The sequence below is a fragment of the Actinophytocola oryzae genome (assembly GCF_004364325.1).
Lineage (GTDB): Bacteria > Actinomycetota > Actinomycetes > Mycobacteriales > Pseudonocardiaceae > Actinophytocola > Actinophytocola oryzae.
Map to the genome: position 1 here is coordinate 327,194 of NZ_SOCP01000011.1, position 17,409 is coordinate 344,602.

A 17,409-nucleotide genomic window follows, 5' to 3' on the forward strand; every position below is an offset into this window, starting at 1 on the left:
ACGGAGCACCGACAAAAAGGACTCAGCGGGGGCGGAAGGCCGATCCCTGGATCGTCCCGATCTCGGTGATCGTGGCCACGCAGCGGTAGACACCCAGCTCCGTGGACCTGTCGTCCGAGGACGGCGGCAGGACCTCCGGCTTCCACCGCTCCGGCCCGTACTGCAACGCGTCCCCGTACCGCGACGCCAGCAGCGTGTCCATCGAGCACACCTTCTGCACGACGGGGTGCGCCTCGAGCACGTCCGCGTACGGGTCCGCGACGTCGCCGGGCACCAGCGCGATCGCGTACGTCTCGTAGACGTGCCCCTGGTCGCAGGGCAGCCTGCGGATGCTCTCGATCTCGCCGTTGATCACGACCATGCCCGACCAGCACTCGGCCTTCTCCACGCACGCGGCCTGCGCGTCCTTGATCCCGGCCGCCGGACACCCCTCGGTCACCGTCCGGACGCCGTAGGTCTCGGTCGGCGTCTTCGTGGGGCTCGTCGTCGTGGGGTTGATCGTGTCGGCCGCCCCGTGGCCCCCGCCACCGGTGTCGCGCAACGCGAAGTACCAGACCCCCGTCACCACCAGCACGGCCGCGAGCGCGGCACCCACCCAGATCCCGACCCTGCCCGCGCGGCGGGACGGGGGCGGCGTCGGGTGCTGGGCCACCGGGTACTGCGGCGGCATCCCGCCCGGTGGGGTCGGCGGCGGGTACCTCGGCGTGGCCGCCGTCATGACCGGCGACGTCACCGCGTGCCGGGGGCTCGGGAGGTCACCCACGTTGAGCTGCGACAGGTCCGCCCGCAGGGCCGCGGCGTCCTGGTACCGGTGCGCCGGGTCCCTGGCGAGCCCCCGCCGCAGCACCGCCATGAACTGCGGCGGCACGCCCGGCAGGTCGTCGAGCGGCGTGTCGTGCAGCCGGATGATCTCCGGCAGGCTCAGCTCGCGGTCGGCCGGGTAACGCGGCGGGTGGCCGCTGAGCAACGTGTAGAGCGTCGCGGCCAGCGCGTACACGTCCGACCGCGGCGTCGGCGGCACCAGGTGGAACTGCTCGGGCGCCGCGTAGGCCGGGGTCAGTGCCTCCAGCGTGACCGACGTGTCCCGGCCGGTCTCCATCAGCGCGGCGAGGCCGAAGTCGGACAGCGCCACCGTGCCGTACCGCTTGACCAGGATGTTGCCCGGCTTGATGTCCCGGTGCAGCACGCCGAGGTCGTGCGCGGCGGCCAGCGCGTCCGCGATCCTCTGGCCGATCTCGGCGACGTCGCGGGGCGCCATGGGGCCGCGATCGGCGAGCGACCCGCCGGAGCAGAGCTCCATCACGATGTAGGGCCGCGAGTCCGGCAGCACGCCCGCGTCGTAGATCTCCACCACGTGCGGGTGCCCCGAGAGCCGCCCGGCGGCCCTGACCTCGCGGAGGAACCGGCGCTGGTCGCGGTCGTCGAGGATCACCCGCGTGTCGACCTTGATCGCGACCTCACGGTCGATCGTGAGGTGGCGGGCGCGGTACACCACGCCGAAACCGCCGCGTCCCAGCACGTCGGCGATCTGGTAGCCGGGGACGGAGACGGTCACGGACGGAAGCGTAGCTGAGCAATATTCGCGATCGGCCCGGTATCGAACCTCGTGGTGGGCCCGTCGCCGAGAGCAACTAGTTTCGTCCGCATGGCCGAAGCCTCCGTCCGCCTCGCCGAGCCCTCCGACGCCGTCGAGATCGCCCGCATCCAGGTCACCACCTGGCGGGCCGCCTACCGCGACCTGCTGCCCGCCGACGTGCTCGACGCCCTCGACGGCGCCGAGGCCGAGGAGACCTGGCGGCACACCATCGAGCAGGGCCCCGCCCGCGTGTTCGTGGCGACCGAGGGCCCGTGGCACGTCGGTTTCGTGGCCGCCGGGATGTCACCCCAGGACGAGTCCGCCGCGGCGGACGGGACGCCCGTGCCGGACGCCGACCAGGTCGCGCTCGTCAGCACGCTGCTCGTCGAACCACGCTGGGGGCGCCGCGGCCACGGCGGCAGGCTGCTCGCCGCCGCATCGGCCGCGATGCGAAAGGACGGCCTGGCCAGGGGCATCAGCTGGGTCGCCGAGGCGGACAAGGCGTCGATGGGTTTCTGGGGGCTGGCCGGATGGGCGGCCGACGGCACGGTGCGTACCCTCGATGCCGGTGGCCGGCCGCTACGTGAGGTACGTATGACCGGCACGCTGAGTCTCGAACTCGAGAAATAAGACACAACCGCATGGCGGTGTGCGACGTCTCCCTAGTGTGGGTGACCCGGTCGCCCGCTGTTCGCAGGAGTGGCCTCGAGCGGCCGAACGCTCGGGTACGCTGCTCGCCGTTCTCGACCTGGAGGTCTGCCGGTGATCGCGTGGCTCGGACTGACGCTCGGCGTCGCCTTCGGGTCCGCGCTGATCCCGCTGATCAGCATCGAGATCTTCCTGATCGGGCTGGTCGTGCAGCAGCCGCACATCCCGTGGCTGTGTCTCGGCGCGGTCGTCGCGATCGGGCAGGTCAGCGGCAAGCTGCTGTACTACTACGCGGCCAAGGGCGACCTGCACCTGCCGAACTTCATGCACCGCAAGCAGAAGATCGAGACGCCCCGCCAGGTCCGCTGGCACCGCAGGACGAAGCGGATCCGCATGTGGGTGGAAGCGTTGCGGGAGAAGTGTCACCGGCACCCTCGGTGGATGGTCGGCACCTACGGTGTCAGCTCGGTGCTCGGCCTGCCGCCGTTCATGGCGACGTCCGTGCTCGCCGGGATGGTGCGGATGAGCCTCGCGGCGTTCCTCGGGGCGGGCCTGGTCGGACGGTTCATCCGGTTCAGCGTGCTCGCCGCGTCACCCGCGATCTGCGCGGGATGGTTCTTCTAGGCGTCCGCCCACGCGTCGCCGATGCAGGCCTCCTCCCACGTCCAGCGCCTGTCCTTCTCGCCTTCACGTAAAAGACGCTTCACCGCGACCAGATCCGCGTCCGCGGGCACGTTGAGGGCGACGAGAGCCAGCGACGCGGCGCCCTCCCCGTCGACACCGAACGGTGCGAACGCGTCGAGCACCGCCTGCCGGTTGCCCTGCAACGGGCCGTCGTGGAACGGGATAACCCGAATAGTGCAGTTACCGGACCATTTGAGGGTCTTTCCGCCCCAGAGCACACCCTCGTCGTCCTCGGTGACGGCAACAACGTCGTAACACGCGACATCGCGCACGAAGAACGGGATGTTGTCCAGCACGACCACGTTGTCCTGGCTCGTCGGGGTCGCCCACATCCGCTCGGCGGACACGGGCGGCCAACCCTCCGAGTCCTGCACCAATGCGAAGCTCACGCGCACCTGGTCGCTCATGGCGCACAGTTTGTCGTACGGGCGGCGGAGCCGCAGATCCGCCACCCGTACGATTGTCACACGAATACTTCTTCGTCTGTTGGCACCAGTGCGAGGCGTACCCGGTCCGGCTCGTAAGCCAGGCGGGGAACCGCGAAAACCGCTGTTACCGGACCGGACGGGATACGCGCGGAATAGGTGAGAATTCGCCACTCACCCTCGTCCCAGTGGTCCATCAGGTCAGACGTCAGCTGTGTGACGACCGACCGATAGGCCTCGCTCTTCGTCAGCTGCTGCACGGTCGACTCCAGCGGCACCTCGACGCTGCGGGTCGCCAGCGGGTGGCTGCGCCGGACCCGCCACCGCCTCAGGGGGATCAGCCACCGCCGGTCCAGCTCCGGGGACAGTGCGACGACGAGAGCCGCCTCCACGACCACGAGCCCGATCGTCGCGAGTGGACGTTCGAGCCACGGAGTGCTTGCCGTGGCGGCAAAAGCGCTCAGCACGAGCAGCAGGGCCGCCCGCGCGAAGGCTCGGCCGCGCACCGGTGTCTGCTTGTCGCCGAGGCACCCGCACGACGACTCCGGCGCCCTGAGCTTGCCGTACGCCAGATATCCCAGCATGCCGACCGAGAGTGCCGCCGCCGCAACGGCTTCCGCCGGATGGGCGGGTGGCGCGATGAGCAGCAGGCCCACCGCGGCCTCGACCACGCCGACCACGCGGTACGCGGCCGGGGCACGGTCCCTGCCGACCAGCCGGGCGAGCACTGATCGGCGCGCCGCCGCGGAAGCGTTGCGGTGTAGGAGTTTGAACCAACTAGCCCACAGCAGCACGCCGCCGACGACGGCCTGCTGCGTGCTCGCCAACAGTTCGATCACGGGCAGGTCCTTCCTTGGGAAGGGACGGCCGGGGTGGTGGGCCCGGCCGTCCGGGGTCACGCGGCCGCGTAGACCGTTGCGACGTCGACCTCGTTGGTGTCCGGCCGCCACGCGCCGATCACCTGGGCGTGCCTGCCGACCTCAAGCAGCGAGAGGTCCACGACGGCGGGGGTGTTGTTGTAGACCGCCGCAGTGGTGCCCGCGACGACGTGGCCGACGATCCGGTCGCCGTTGTGGTCGAGGTGCAGCACGTTGCGCCCGATGGAGGTGATGTGGACCTGCAGGTTCACGATGTTGAGCCAGACGGCGTCCGCGGCGAGGGTCCCGTCGGGCATGCGCACGCCCCGCGCGTAGAGGCCGTCACCGACCTGCGCCGCGTCGGTCGTGGTCGGGCGCAGCTTCCACACGCTGGTCGCCTTGGTCAGGTGGATCTGGTTGATCGTCCGGTCGGAGCTGGTGGTGATCAGCAGGCCGCCGACGATGCCGGTGATCCGGCCCTCGACGAAGTTCGGGTCGACCGCGCCTGCCTCGACGTCGAGCTTGGGGTCGGCCATGGCCTCGGGGGCGAGTGAACCCATCGTCGTCGCGGCGACGACGGTCGCGGTGGTGCCGAGCACGGCACTGGACAGGAAACGCCTGCGTCCCAGGATGTCCGCCATGTTCCTCAGCTCCTGATGGTCACGGGGATGATGCCGGTGGACAGGTTGCCGATCGCGCTGTAGGCGGACGGCGTCAGGTCGATCAGGCGGTTGGTCGCGCACTTGCCGCTGCAGCACACCTTCTCGCCGCACCACAGGTCGGTCTGCGGCCCGCAGTCGGCGATCGCCACGGAGATTTCCGTTGTGCCACAGAGGTTCTTGACGTAGAAGGTGTGCCCGCAGGTGCGGCGTAAGACGTCGTTACCGCATTTGTCGGGCCTGGTGATCGAGTAGCACGAGTCGGACGTGTTGGGCCAGGCGCAGTGCCTGCTGCCGGACTTGCAGTTGCCACAGGCGCCGCCGCCCGCGGAGCCGCAGGGGCCCCAGGCCGCGCCGCAACAGAACCACGACGCCTCGTTGGTCGTGGGTGCCCTCGGATCCAGTTCTGTCATGGGTCGTTCCCTTCGGGAAGCCCGGAGCCACGCGTCACGAGGGCATGACGAGGAGAGGTGCGGCCCGTGCAGGGAACATGGGCTCACCTGGTCTCTCGCCTGGCCCTCATCGCGCACAGGTCCCGGAGCAGGGGTGGGACTTTCGCACGAACAGACAAGAGTTAGTTAGCTACTGACAGGCCCGACGCTACTTGCCGGTACCCGTTTCGCGCGTCGACCAACCGGAGCAGGTGGACACCGCGAATGGACCAATTCAGTCACAGTTGCACGGTCGGACGGCTGTGAACAGCGCGAACAGCGACGTGCACAGCGACCAAAGAGGCTAGAGGGAGAGGACGTTCTCCAGGCCGACGGTCAGGCCCTGGCGGCCCATGACCTCGCGGACCCCCAACAGGACACCCGGCATGAACGACTTCCGGTCGAGGGAGTCGTGGCGGATGGTCAGGGTCTCGCCCTCGCCACCGAAGAGGACCTCCTGGTGGGCCACCAGGCCGGCCAGGCGGACCGAGTGGACGCGGACGTCGTCGACCAACGCTCCCCTTGCGCCTTCCAGAGCCGACGTGGTCGCGTCCGGCGCCTTGTCGAGGCCTGCCTCCGCGCGGGCCGCCGCGATCAGGGACGCCGTGTGCGCGGCCGTGCCGGACGGGGCGTCGGCCTTGCCGGCGTGGTGCAGCTCGATGATCTCCGCCGACGGGTAGAACCGCGCGGCGAGCTGCGCGAACTTCATGGACAGGACGGCACCGAGCGCGAAGTTCGGAACGATCAGCACGCCGAGCGAGGGCTTCGCCGACAGCCACCCTCGGACCGTCTCCAGCCGCTCGGGGGCGAAGCCGGACGTGCCGACGACGGCGCGGAGGTCGTGCTCCACGCAGAACCGGAGGTTGTCCATGACGACGTCCGGGTGCGTGAAGTCCACGACCACGTCGGCGCCCGCGTCCACGAGGTCGGACAGCGAGTCGTCGATGTCGACCCTGGCCACGAGCGTCAGGTCCGGTGCCGCGTCCACGGCATCGCAGACCTCGGCACCCATGCGGCCACCCGCACCGAGCACACCGACCCGCACGGAGGTCCCCACCACGTTCACCTCACCACTTCGACGGGCACGTCGTCCCGGCTCGCGTAGGGTCCCACCAGGGCGGCCGCGGCGGGCCGCGCCAGCAGCACGGCGGCCAGGTCGGCCACCTCCTCGGCGGTGACCGCGTCGATGTGCTCGAGCGTCTGCTCGACCGTCAGGTACTGGCCGTAGCTCAGCTCGCCCTTGCCGATCCGCGACATCCGGGAGCTGGTGTCCTCCAGGCCCAGCACCAGGTTGCCCCGCAGCTGGCCCTTCGCACGCGCCACCTCGTCGTCGGTGAAGCCGTCCTTCGCGACGTCCTCGATCACCGTGTGCACGACGCCCGCGACGGAGCCGAGGCGGTCGGGCTGGCAACCCGCGTACACCGACAGATGGCCGGTGTCCGCATAGGACGCGACCGACGAGTAGACCTGGTACGCCAGGCCACGCCGCTCACGGACCTCCTGGAACAGCCGCGAGCTCATGCCGCCGCCCAGCGCGGTGTTCAGCACGCCGAGCGTCCACCGGCGCGGGTCGTGCCGGTCGAGGGCACGCATGCCGAGCATCAGGTGTGCCTGCTCGGTGTCGTCGGTGTGCAGCACCAGCTTCTGCGGCTGCGCGATACGTGCCCGGCCCGTCCTCGGGGGGACGGCGGCGGGCTCGCCGGTCAGCCGGTCGGTCAGCAGCCTGCGTGCGTGCCGCAGCACGGTGCCGTGGTCGATGTTGCCCGCCGCGGCCAGCACCATCCTCGGCATCGCGTACCGGCGGCGGTAGAACCCGTTCAGCGCGTTGCGGCTCATCCCCGTGATCGACTCCTCGGTGCCGAGCACCGGGCGGCCGAGCGGGTGGTCGCCGAGCAACGCCTCGCAGAACGTGTCGTGCAGCAGGTCCTCGGGGTCGTCGTCGCGCATGGCGATCTCCTCGAGGACCACGCTGCGCTCGATCTCCATGTCCCGCTCGGCGAGCACCGCGTCGAACACGACGTCGCACACCAGGTCCATGGCCAGCGGCAGGTCGGTGTCGAGCACGTGCGCGTAGTAGCAGGTGTGCTCCTTCGCGGTGAACGCGTTGAGCTCACCGCCGACCGCGTCGATCTCCTCGGCGATCTGCACCGCGGTGCGCTTCGCGGTGCCCTTGAAGAGCAGGTGCTCCAGATAGTGGGCGGCCCCCGCGACGGACTGCTGTTCGTCGCGGGAACCCACTCCTACCCAGATGCCGACCGAGGCCGACCGGACACCCGGCACGTGCTCGGTGATGACCCGGAGGCCACCCGGCAGCACGGTGCGCTTGACCACGCACCCGCCGTCGGTCCGCTCCAGGACCCGGGTGCTCGCACTACTCGCCAACGCGGTTATGCCTCCGCTGGTACGTCGGTCGGTGCCTCGGCCTTGTCGCCCTCGGCGTCCTCCTTGACGACCACCAGGCTGATCTTGCCGCGCTGGTCGATGTCGGCGATCTCCACGCGGAGCTTGTCGCCGACCTTGACGACGTCCTCGACCTTGCCGATGCGCTTGCCGTTGCCCAGCTTCGAGATGTGGACCAGGCCGTCCTTGCCGGGCAGCAGCGAGACGAACGCGCCGAACGCGGCCGTCTTCACCACGGTGCCCAGGAAGCGCTCGCCCACCTTCGGCAGCTGCGGGTTGGCGATGGCGTTGATCTTGTTGATCGCGGCCTCCGCGGACGGGCCGTCCGCCGCACCGACGTAGATCGTGCCGTCGTCCTCGATGGAGATGTCGGCGCCGGTCTCCTCGGTGATCGAGTTGATCATCTTGCCCTTGGGGCCGATGACCTCGCCGATCTTGTCGACCGGGATCTTCACGCTGGTGACGCGCGGCGCGTACGGGCTCATCTCGTCCGGGCGGTCGATGGCCTCGGCCATGACCTCCAGGATCGTGTACCGGGCGTCGCGGGCCTGGGCCAGCGCGCCGGCGAGCACGTCGGACGGGATGCCGTCGAGCTTCGTGTCCAGCTGGAGCGCGGTCACGAACTCCTTGGTGCCCGCGACCTTGAAGTCCATGTCGCCGAACGCGTCCTCGGCACCGAGGATGTCGGTGATCGCCACGTAGCGGGTCTCACCGTCGACCTCGTCGGACACCAGGCCCATGGCGATGCCGGACACCGGCGCCTTCAGCGGCACACCGGCGTTGAGCAGCGACATGGTCGAGGCACACACCGAGCCCATGGACGTCGAGCCGTTGGAGCCCAGCGCCTCGGAGACCTGGCGGATGGCGTACGGGAACTCGTCGCGCTTGGGCAGCACCGGGAGCAGTGCCCGCTCGGCGAGTGCGCCGTGGCCGATCTCGCGCCGCTTCGGCGAGCCGACGCGGCCCGTCTCACCGGTGGAGAACGGCGGGAAGTTGTAGTGGTGCAGGTAGCGCTTGTGCTGCTCGGGGGACAGCGAGTCGATCTGCTGCTCCATGCGCAGCATGTTCAGCGTGGTGACACCCAGGATCTGGGTCTCGCCGCGCTCGAACAGCGCCGAGCCGTGCGCCCGCGGGATGATCGCGACCTCGGCGGACAGCTGCCGGATGTCGGTGATGCCCCGGCCGTCGATGCGGATCTTGTCGCGGAGGATGCGCTGGCGGACCAGCTTCTTGTTCAGCGACCGGAACGCGGCGCCGATCTCCTTCTCGCGACCCTCGAACGCGCCGCCCTCGACCGCACCGACCTTCTCCAGGGTCGTGGCCTTGAGCTCGTCGATCGTCGACTCGCGCTCCTGCTTGCCCGCGATGGTCAGCGCCTGCGCCAGCTCGTCGGACACCGCCGCCGTGACGGCCTCCAGCGCGTCCGGCTGGTAGGCCGGGTACGTCGGGTAGTCGCGGGTCTCCTTGGCGGCGACCTCGGCGAGCCGGGCCTGCGCCTCGCACAGTGCCTTGATGAACGGCTTGGCCGCCTCGAGGCCGGACGCGACGACCTCCTCGGTCGGCGCCTGCTGGCCCTCGGCGATCAGGTCGAGCACGTTGGCGGTGGCCTCGGCCTCGACCATCATGATCGCGACGTCGCCAGTGTCGGTGACCCGACCCGCGACGACCATGTCGAACGCGGCCTTCTCGAGCTGCTCGTAGGTCGGGAACGCGACCCACTGCTCACCGATCAGCGCGACCCGGACACCGCCGACCGGACCGGAGAACGGCAGGCCCGCGAGCTGCGTCGACGCGGAGGCCGCGTTGATGGCCAGCACGTCGTAGGGGTCCTGCGGGTTGAGCGACTGGACCGTGATGACGACCTGGATCTCGTTGCGCAGACCGTCCACGAAGGACGGGCGCAGCGGGCGGTCGATCAGGCGGCAGGTCAGGATCGCGTCCGTGGAGGGACGTCCCTCACGGCGGAAGAACGAGCCCGGGATGCGGCCCGCCGCGTACATGCGCTCCTCGACGTCGACCGTCAGCGGGAAGAAGTCGAAGTGCTCCTTCGGGTGCTTGGAGGCCGTCGTCGCGGACAGCAGCATGGTCTCCTCGTCGAGGTAGGCCACGACGCTGCCCGCTGCCTGCCTGGCAAGGCGACCGGTCTCGAACCGGATGCTGCGCTTGCCGAAGTTGCCGTTGTCGATCACGGCGGTGGTCTCGTGAACTCCAGCTTGGCTGAAGTCGGTCATGTAGAAACTCCTCGTTGTCCTCACGGGCGCGCGCACACCCCATACGGGGCAACAGGGCACGGGGGTCGAGGTCCGAACAAGGCCGGTCTTCGATCGAAGTCCCCGGGGTTCTTCTTCACCCGGAGACCACTACCGAGGACCGGCGATCTGATCCCCGCACGCGGCGAGCGCTAACCCTTTACGTCTTTCTGTCAGTCCGATAAAGACTCGGGGGGAGCGGTCTCGATCTGACCACTCCCCCTCCGGGTCCCTATCGGCGCAGGCCGAGTCGCTGGATGAGCGACCGGTAGCGTTCGATGTCCACCTTGGTCAGGTAGTTGAGCAACCGGCGGCGACGGCCGACCAGCAGCAACAGGCCCCGACGTGAGTGGTGGTCGTGCTTGTGCACCTTGAGGTGCTCGGTCAGGTCGCTGATGCGCTTGGTCAGCATCGCGACCTGGGCCTCCGGCGAGCCGGTGTCCTTCTCGTGGACCCCGTACTCGTCCAGGATGGTCTTCTTCTGGTCGGTGGACAGCGCCACTCGTTGTTCTCCTCGGTTGAGATGTGCCGTGATTCCGGTCCCGGAAACCCGAGTTGTCGGTACCAGCCGCCACGGACCGCAGCCGGACCCAAAGGCCAAGGTTAACAGGCGAGTAATCAGTGCTGTTTACCGGGCGCACCCGAGAGTGCGACCCGGTCCAGGGCCGTGTACGTCGGTCCCTCCGGAGTCGGGTCGCTGCGGTACAGCACGACCTCGTCGGTCAGCCACCACCGTCCACGATACCCGTCCAGCGCGGCGGCCGCCCGTGCCGCGACGTCGTTGCCGGGACGCCCCCGCCGCCACCTCGCGACGGTGACGTGCGGGACGAACGCCAGCTGGTCGACGTGCTGGTCGGCGAGGGCACCCGCCATCTCGCGCAGGGCGGTCGCGTGCTCGCCGTCCAGCACGTTGACGCCGATCCAGAGGACGCCGGGGAAGCGGCCCGCGGCCCGGAGCCTGGCGCGGAAGCCACGCAGCGGGGCGGCCCGCTCGCGGAACCAGGTGGTGCGCCGGTCGGCGTGCTCGCGGTCGCCGTAGAAGCCGAGGGTGATGTGCCAGCGTTCCGGTGGGCTCCAGCTCAGCTCGGGCGCGGTGGCCCGGACGGCGGAGAGCCGGTCGGCGAGCTCGTCGCGGACCTCGCCGGGCAGCTCGATCGCGGAGAAGAGGCGGACCATGTCCCTACTGGGGCTGACCTGCCCGCCGAAGCAGGTCGGCCAGCTCGGGGAACCGGCCGTTGAGCAGGCCGGCGGCGGCGGTGAGGTCACCGGCGTCGGCGACGCGGCGTAACGCGGCGACCGCCACCCGGTCGTTGCGCCCGATGTCGACCGGAAGGTTGTCCCTGGTCACGGACGGTCGCGAGGCACGGACCTCCTCGAGGGCGCGGATGAGCGCCTCCTTCTTGCCTGCCGCGACGTCCGGCACGAGGACCTTGCGCTCGAGCATGATCAGCCTGGCCAGCACCGCGGGGTTGCCGATCTTGGCGCGCCTCCCGCTCATCACCTGGCTGAGCATGGGGGCGCTGATGCCGAGCACCTCGGCGAGGTAGGCCTGGGAGATGTCGAAGGCGACGACCAGCCTGCGCACCCGGTCGCCGAGGGGCTCGCCATACCACTCGCGTTGCAGCGCGAGGTTGCGCTGGACGATCTTGTGGTCCTCCACCGTCGTTTACTCCCCTGGGTCCCGCTCACCTGACGCTTTGTGTTCGCTCCCGACCTCAGAGCATCTTGCCAGTAGTGCGCGGGATACGCGGCAAATCCGGACAGCTGTTCGCATCTGCACGGTCTCGGGGTGATCACGAAAGCAGGTCGCGGGTCCTCGCCACGTCGCGGTGCATCTCCTCGACCAGTGCCTCCGTCGAGGGGAACTTCTCCATGTCACGCAGCTTGGCGATGAAGTCGACGGCGACCCGCTGGCCGTAGAAGTCCTCGTCGACGTCCAGCACGAACGCCTCGACGCGCCGCTCCCGCCCGGAGAAGGTCGGGTTGGTCCCCACGCTGACGGCCGCGGCGAGCGATCCCCGGTGGGGCGAGTTCAGCAGGGAGAACCGGGCGGCGTAGACCCCGTCGGCCGGGATGGCGGCATAGCGCGGGGTGGAGAGGTTGGCGGTGGGAAAGCCCAGCTCGTGGCCCCGCCGGTCACCCCGGACGACGATCCCTTCGAGCCGGTGGGGGCGCCCGAGTGCCGCGGCGGCCGCGGTGACGTCGCCCGCGTTGATGCAGGCCCGGATGTAGGTGGAGGAGAAGGTGATCTCCTCGCCGGCCCGGTGGTTGGGCACGGTGACGAGCTTGGCCCCCTCGACCGCGAACCCGAACCGGGAGCCGAGCTGCGTGAGCGTGGCCACACTGCCTGCGGCGCGGTGCCCGAACCGGAAGTTCTCGCCGACCACGACGGCCGCGATGTGCAGCTTCTCGACGAGGATCTCGTGCACGAACTCGTCCGGCGGCACCTTGGACAGCTCGAGGGTGAAGGGGAGGACGCAGAAGACGTCGATGCCCATGCCCTCGACCAGCTCGGCCTTGCGGTGGAGGGTCGTCAGCTGCGCGGGGTGGCTGCCGGGCCGCACGACTTCGGAGGGGTGGGGGTCGAAGGTGAGCAGCACACTCTGGACGTCCCGCTCCTCGGCGAGCGTCACGGCCCGGTGAATGAGCTCCTGGTGCCCGAGATGCACCCCGTCGAAGACCCCGATGGTGGCAACGCATCGTCCCCAGCCACCGGGCAGGTCGTCCAACCCACGCCAGCGTCGCACGACCTCAGCCTACGCAGCCGGGCGAGAACGGCCATGCCGACCGGGTCCAATCGGGTCGCGGCTCACACACCCTTGCGTGCGACGAGCCGCTCGACCACCCCGCGGGCGAACCGCTCCCGCTGCTCGACGTGGAGGCCCAGGGCCTGGACCCGCAGGAACGGCCGCCGGAGGAAGTGCTCACCCTGGAGGGGGACGGTCACGCGTTCGAGCAGCCACTGCAGTGTCCGCACGGGCCAGGACGTACCGGCGACGTGGTCGACGAGGATCAGCCGCCCGTCGGGCCGGAGCACGCGCACCATCTCCCCGACGGCGCGGTCCGGGTCGGGGATGGCACAGAGCCCGAACGTACAGACGACTGTGTCGAACGAGCCGTCGCGGAAGGGCAGGTCGTGGGCGTCGCCCCGCTGGAGTACCGCGGCCCGCCCCCGGGCCCTGGCCAGCTCGAGCATGCCGTCGCTGAGATCGAGCCCGGTGATCGCGACGTCCTCGGGGTAGAAGGGCAGGTTGAGCCCGGTCCCGACGGCGACCTCCAGCACGTCCCCGGTGGCCTGCCCACAGGCCCACTGGCGGGAGTCGCGGAAGAGCTTGCGTTCCCAGTAGGCCATCTGTCTGTCGTAGTTGGGTGCACTGCGATCCCAGAACCGCTGCCAGCGAGCTTCCCGTGCCATGCCCGATTGTTATCAGCCGGGGAGATACCTGGCGAGGACCCGAACGGTAATATCTCCACGACTTAGGCTGACTTCTGGGTAAATCTTGTCCCTTCACACACGGTCGAGGAGCGCCATGAAGCCGAAGCTTTTGCGGGTGTTGCCGGGTGTGCTGTCACTGGCCCTGACCCTGGCCGTGCCGATTCCCTCCGCTGCCGCGGAGCCGAAGAACCTACAGCTCATGTCGTGGAACATGTGCGGCTCGCAGCGCGCGTCGTGGGGCTGCGCGGGCACCGGCACACCGCAGAACAAGATCGACGTGGTCAAATTCCACGTGACCGACAACTTCGTGCAGGCCGCGCTGCTGCAGGAGGTCTGCGAGAACGACCTGACGCTGCTGATGAGCCAGCTGGGCTCAGGGTGGAGCAGGAGCTTCCAGCCCTATCAGTGGTCGCAGGACGGGTCGCGAGCGAACAACACCTGCGGCGAGAGTGGTGGACGCACCGACCGGATCGGCACCGCGATCGTGGTCAAGGCAGGGATGTCGGGCGCGCAGGCCTACTCGACCACGCAACCGTGGACCGGACAGAACCGGCCCTTCCACTGCGCAACGGCGACCTACTGGAACATCCGGCTGTGCAACGTGCACCTGACCCCGGCGCACGGCAACCCGGACCAACCCACGTGGGAGTACGCGGACGACCAGCTGGCGGAGATCAGGAACATCGTCTCGGGCTACCCGAACGTCGCCTTCGGCGGCGACTTCAACGTCGAGCCGCCGTACTTCGCCGGAAACGCACGGAGCTGGCTGTGGCCGACCGGCCTGTACTCCACGGGCCCCGGCGTAGCGGGCTACGCCGAGTGCGACCAGGGCGCGGACCGCGACACCCACGACGGCGGCTACAAGATCGACTACGTGTTCAGCTCCGAAACCAGACGCTGGTGCGCCGTCGGCGCATCGGCCTACTCCGACCACCACGTCGTGATCTACAGCATCGCGGTGACCTGACCCCCAAGAGGGGCCGCTGCCGAAAGGAGCGACGACCCGTCCGTGCCGCTCACCCAACCGTGGGCCGTGAACGGCGCAGCTGGCGATGTCGACACGACGTACGCCGAGGGGGCCGACAGCAGTACCGTTTGCGCCGGTCTTCCCAGTGCGGCGACGCGGAAACCGTAGCTCAGACGGTTTCAACGACGGTTGCGACAACCGTGCTGAGGGCCGTGACGCCGCGGGGCTGACGCGAAAGGCGGTAATTCGCGCACGCTACGAACAGGACCGGCCCGCGTTGCGCAGCGAACTCGCCCCCACTGACACACCGCGCGCCCGTTACATCGTCCGCACTGCCCCACCGGCGGCCGCTACACCGTCCGCATCCTCAGGCAGTCGAGACCACAATCCAGGTGGTACCGGCCCCGACCGAGGTAACCCGACAGCAGCCCCGCCCAACACCAACGCGCCACAACCTCCCCTTGCCAACCAACCCCACGTGCCAAACCCCAGGCACACCCCAGGCCCCCACCCCCGCCCGCCCAGACCGAGATCAGCCCGTGTGACAAGGGCACGTCATGACCGCAGCACCCGCGGGCATCGCCGCCGCCGTCTGCTCGACCTCCTTCAGGATCTGCTGACGAGCAGCCTCATCCACGTAACGACCGTTGACCACCACACCCGACAGGCGCTGCGTACTGCGGATGTCGTGCAGCGGGTTGGCATCCAGGATCGCCAGGTCCGCCTTGTGGTCCGGGGCTATGCGGCCGGTATTCGTACCCAGGAAGGCGGCGGGTTCGGCCGTCGACGCATGCAAAGCCGCCATCGGGGACATGCCCGCCTCCACGAACAGGGCAAGCTCGTCGTGCACCGAGAACCCCGGCCACACCGCGCACGTGCCCGTGTCCGTACCCGTCATCAGTGGCACACCCGCCTCGTGCAGGTCCTTCACGGTCCGAAGGCGGAAGTCGAACATCGCCGCCCATTCGGCGTCCTCCGACGGGAGGCGGTCCTTCAGGTAGAACTCCTGCAGTGCCAACCGTTGGCCCGCGAGTGCCGACTCCGGCAGATACCTGTTCCTCGGGTCGTCCAACGAGACCGTGCGCGCGAAGTCCAGGCCCCTGTGCATCGCCAGTGTCGGGACCTGGCGGGTCCGGCGCCTCGACAGCTTGGCGTACAGGTATTTGGCCTTCGACCGCTTGTAGCTGTGCGCCGCGGTCCACTCCAGTGGGTGGATCGCCTTGAACCAGCCCGCGTAGTCGCCAAGCTCCAGGCGGATGCGCCGGATCTCCGCGCGGATCTCGGCCTCCTTCGACGACGTCTCGAACGGGGTCCAGAACATGTGCTCCACACTGGACTGACCGAGGTCGGCCGCCTCCTCCAGCGCGACCGCGTCCGGGCAGTGGCCCGCGAACGACACGCCCTGGCGGTGGGCCTCCGCGGCCAGGGCCCGGTAGGCCTCCCTCGGCACACGTGAGTAGACCTTGATGAAGTCCGCGCCCCGCCCGAGTTCCTCGCGCACCGCGGCACGGGCGGCCGTCGGGTCGCCGATCTGCACCACGTCCAGCCACTTGGGGTCCCAGATGGACGGTAAGCCGTCGATGATGCGGCTGCCTATCGTGAAACGCGGACCCAGCAGGGTGCCGGCCCGGATGCGGGTACGCCAGTCGTGTGCCAGCGGCGAACCCGCCATCTCGCGGACCGTGGTCACACCGTTCGCCACGTACAGGCCCGTGTCGATGCCCTCGGCCTGCGCGTGCGCGTGCATGTCGGCGAGGCCCGGGATCAGGTATCTGCCGCGCAGGTCGACGATCGTCGCGTCGGCGGGGACGCGGCCACCGACGTCGACGATCGTGTCGCCGCGCACGAGCACCGTCGTGTTCTCGACGACGCGGGCGGTCGCGGGGTCGATCACCGTGACGTTGGTGAAGGCGGTGCCGCCGTGGGGGCGTGGCGTGGCGACGGCCGGGCGGGCGAGCAGACCTGCCAGAGCCGTGGAGGCTCCGGTGACGATGACGCTGCGGCGGGTGATGTTGCGGTCCATGGCATTGATCGTGCCGGGCGGGGAGGCCGCGCACATTGGGGTGGACCGCAGTCTTCGGGTGGGGTTTACCTCACCCTGATCGGGTGTCGCTAGGTCGTTGTCAGGACCACGACGGAGCGTGTCGCATTGCCCTCGTCGACGGCCAGCGCGATCGCCTGACCGTCGGGATCGAACACCCCGTAGGTGCCCTCGATGCCCGCGGCCGGTAGTCGTTGCCCCTGCAGGAGGGACTGCGCCTGGCGGTACGGGACGTCCCTGCGGGGGAAGGCGGCGGCCACGGCCTCCGACAGCGGCAGCGACAGCGCGGGGTTCTCGGCGAGCCTTTCCAGCGTGGTGACCACGCGCAGGTCGAACGGGCCGACGCGGGTGCGGCGCAGCGCGGCCAGGTGGCCACCGACGCCGAGGTCGACACCCAGGTCCCTGGCGAGGGCACGGACGTAGGTGCCGGAGCTGCACTCCACCATCACGTCCAGCTCGAGGCCGTCGTCGCGGCGGGCGGACAGCAGGTCGAAGCGCGACACCTCGACCGGCCGCGCGGCCAGCTCGACCTGCTCACCCGCGCGGACCCGCGCGTAGGCCCGCTTGCCGTCGACCTTCACGGCGCTGACGGCGCTCGGGACCTGCTGGATGTGTCCGGTGAGCTTGGCGATGCCCGCCGCGACCGCCTCGTCGGCCACCGCCGAGACGTCCGAAGTGGACAGTGTCTCGCCCTGGGCGTCGTCGGTCGTCGTAGAGGAGCCGAGGCGGATGGTCGCGAGGTACGCCTTGGTGTCCAGCGCCAGGTGGCCGAGGAGCTTCGTGGCGCGTTCGATGCCGAGGACCAGCACGCCGGTCGCCATCGGGTCGAGCGTGCCCGCGTGGCCGACCTTCCTCGTGCCCATGATCCGCCGCACCTTGGCGACGACGTCATGGGAGGTCATCCCGTCGGGCTTGTCGACCACGACGAGTCCAGGCGGGACGGTCACACGCTGTTTGGCGGCTGCTGTCGGCACGGTCGACTATCCTGACACATGGCCGGACCCGACTGTCCCGCCAGCCTGGCCGACGGGGGTCG

18 protein-coding genes are annotated in these 17,409 nt (G+C 69.7%); 3 read left to right on the top strand and 15 right to left on the bottom strand.

Annotated features, from left to right (window positions below; translation table 11 throughout):
- Positions 1–22 precede the first annotated feature (22 nt).
- Positions 23–1,555, bottom strand: coding sequence for a serine/threonine-protein kinase (locus tag CLV71_RS28850; protein ID WP_133905997.1), 1,533 nt, complete (start codon positions 1,553–1,555; stop codon positions 23–25).
- A 90-nt stretch (positions 1,556–1,645) separates the two neighbouring features.
- Here CLV71_RS28850 and CLV71_RS28855 point away from each other — a divergent pair, with 90 nt between their 5' ends.
- Both CLV71_RS28855 and CLV71_RS28860 read left to right on the top strand, forming a co-directional pair.
- Positions 1,646–2,206 carry a GNAT family N-acetyltransferase gene (locus CLV71_RS28855; protein ID WP_133905998.1) on the top strand — a complete coding sequence of 187 codons (561 nt, stop codon included), beginning with the start codon at positions 1,646–1,648 and terminating at the stop codon, positions 2,204–2,206.
- Between the two features lie 132 nt (positions 2,207–2,338).
- Complete coding sequence (locus CLV71_RS28860; protein WP_208297797.1) at positions 2,339–2,848, top strand: YqaA family protein; 510 nt, start codon at positions 2,339–2,341, stop codon at positions 2,846–2,848.
- Here the strand turns inward: CLV71_RS28860 and CLV71_RS28865 are convergent.
- The 12 genes from CLV71_RS28865 to CLV71_RS28920 all read right to left on the bottom strand — a co-directional run bounded on the left by CLV71_RS28865 (position 2,845) and on the right by CLV71_RS28920 (position 13,344).
- Positions 2,845–3,360: a DUF4265 domain-containing protein gene (locus CLV71_RS28865; protein ID WP_133905999.1), complete on the bottom strand. Its 516-nt coding sequence runs from the start codon at positions 3,358–3,360 to the stop codon at positions 2,845–2,847. The two genes, CLV71_RS28860 and CLV71_RS28865, sit on opposite strands and share 4 nt — an antisense overlap.
- Before the next feature lie 11 nt (positions 3,361–3,371).
- Positions 3,372–4,172: a MauE/DoxX family redox-associated membrane protein gene (locus CLV71_RS28870; RefSeq protein ID WP_208297798.1), complete on the bottom strand. Its 801-nt coding sequence runs from the start codon at positions 4,170–4,172 to the stop codon at positions 3,372–3,374.
- Positions 4,173–4,228: 56 nt separating this feature from the next.
- The gene (locus CLV71_RS28875) at positions 4,229–4,831 is read right to left on the bottom strand and encodes a cell wall protein (protein WP_133906000.1); all 603 of its coding nucleotides are present in this window, start codon (positions 4,829–4,831) and stop codon (positions 4,229–4,231) included.
- A gap of 5 nt (positions 4,832–4,836) precedes the next feature.
- The gene (locus CLV71_RS28880) at positions 4,837–5,262 is read right to left on the bottom strand and encodes an RlpA-like double-psi beta-barrel domain-containing protein (protein WP_133906001.1); all 426 of its coding nucleotides are present in this window, start codon (positions 5,260–5,262) and stop codon (positions 4,837–4,839) included.
- Between the two features lie 322 nt (positions 5,263–5,584).
- Positions 5,585–6,337, bottom strand: a complete 753-nt coding sequence (dapB, locus tag CLV71_RS28885) for a 4-hydroxy-tetrahydrodipicolinate reductase (protein ID WP_166664295.1) — start codon at positions 6,335–6,337, stop codon at positions 5,585–5,587.
- 5 nt (positions 6,338–6,342) lie between these two features.
- Entirely contained in the window at positions 6,343–7,662 is a 1,320-nt protein-coding gene (locus CLV71_RS28890; RefSeq protein WP_243866760.1) for a M16 family metallopeptidase, read from the bottom strand.
- Positions 7,663–7,667: 5 nt separating this feature from the next.
- A complete protein-coding gene (locus CLV71_RS28895; protein WP_133906003.1) occupies positions 7,668–9,911 on the bottom strand; it encodes a polyribonucleotide nucleotidyltransferase in 2,244 nt (747 codons plus the stop codon).
- A gap of 250 nt (positions 9,912–10,161) precedes the next feature.
- Positions 10,162–10,431, bottom strand: coding sequence for a 30S ribosomal protein S15 (gene rpsO / locus CLV71_RS28900; RefSeq protein WP_133906004.1), 270 nt, complete (start codon positions 10,429–10,431; stop codon positions 10,162–10,164).
- Positions 10,432–10,547: 116 nt separating this feature from the next.
- On the bottom strand, positions 10,548–11,105 hold the full coding sequence (gene thpR / locus CLV71_RS28905) for an RNA 2',3'-cyclic phosphodiesterase (protein ID WP_133906005.1): 558 nt from the start codon (positions 11,103–11,105) through the stop codon (positions 10,548–10,550).
- Positions 11,106–11,109: 4 nt separating this feature from the next.
- The gene (locus tag CLV71_RS28910) at positions 11,110–11,589 is read right to left on the bottom strand and encodes a helix-turn-helix domain-containing protein (RefSeq protein ID WP_133906006.1); all 480 of its coding nucleotides are present in this window, start codon (positions 11,587–11,589) and stop codon (positions 11,110–11,112) included.
- Positions 11,590–11,722: 133 nt separating this feature from the next.
- Positions 11,723–12,676, bottom strand: coding sequence for a bifunctional riboflavin kinase/FAD synthetase (locus CLV71_RS28915; protein ID WP_133906007.1), 954 nt, complete (start codon positions 12,674–12,676; stop codon positions 11,723–11,725).
- Positions 12,677–12,738: 62 nt separating this feature from the next.
- The gene (locus CLV71_RS28920) at positions 12,739–13,344 is read right to left on the bottom strand and encodes a class I SAM-dependent methyltransferase (RefSeq protein ID WP_133906008.1); all 606 of its coding nucleotides are present in this window, start codon (positions 13,342–13,344) and stop codon (positions 12,739–12,741) included.
- A 115-nt stretch (positions 13,345–13,459) separates the two neighbouring features.
- On the opposite strand from CLV71_RS28920, the gene CLV71_RS28925 reads away from it, so the two are divergent.
- Positions 13,460–14,332, top strand: a complete 873-nt coding sequence (locus tag CLV71_RS28925) for an endonuclease/exonuclease/phosphatase family protein (RefSeq protein WP_133906009.1) — start codon at positions 13,460–13,462, stop codon at positions 14,330–14,332.
- A 532-nt stretch (positions 14,333–14,864) separates the two neighbouring features.
- Here CLV71_RS28925 and CLV71_RS28930 read toward each other — a convergent pair.
- Together CLV71_RS28930 and truB are read right to left on the bottom strand one after the other, a co-directional pair.
- Positions 14,865–16,355 carry an amidohydrolase family protein gene (locus CLV71_RS28930; protein ID WP_166664296.1) on the bottom strand — a complete coding sequence of 497 codons (1,491 nt, stop codon included), beginning with the start codon at positions 16,353–16,355 and terminating at the stop codon, positions 14,865–14,867.
- Between the two features lie 89 nt (positions 16,356–16,444).
- Positions 16,445–17,347 carry a tRNA pseudouridine(55) synthase TruB gene (truB, locus tag CLV71_RS28935; protein ID WP_133906011.1) on the bottom strand — a complete coding sequence of 301 codons (903 nt, stop codon included), beginning with the start codon at positions 17,345–17,347 and terminating at the stop codon, positions 16,445–16,447.
- Positions 17,348–17,409 lie beyond the last annotated feature (62 nt).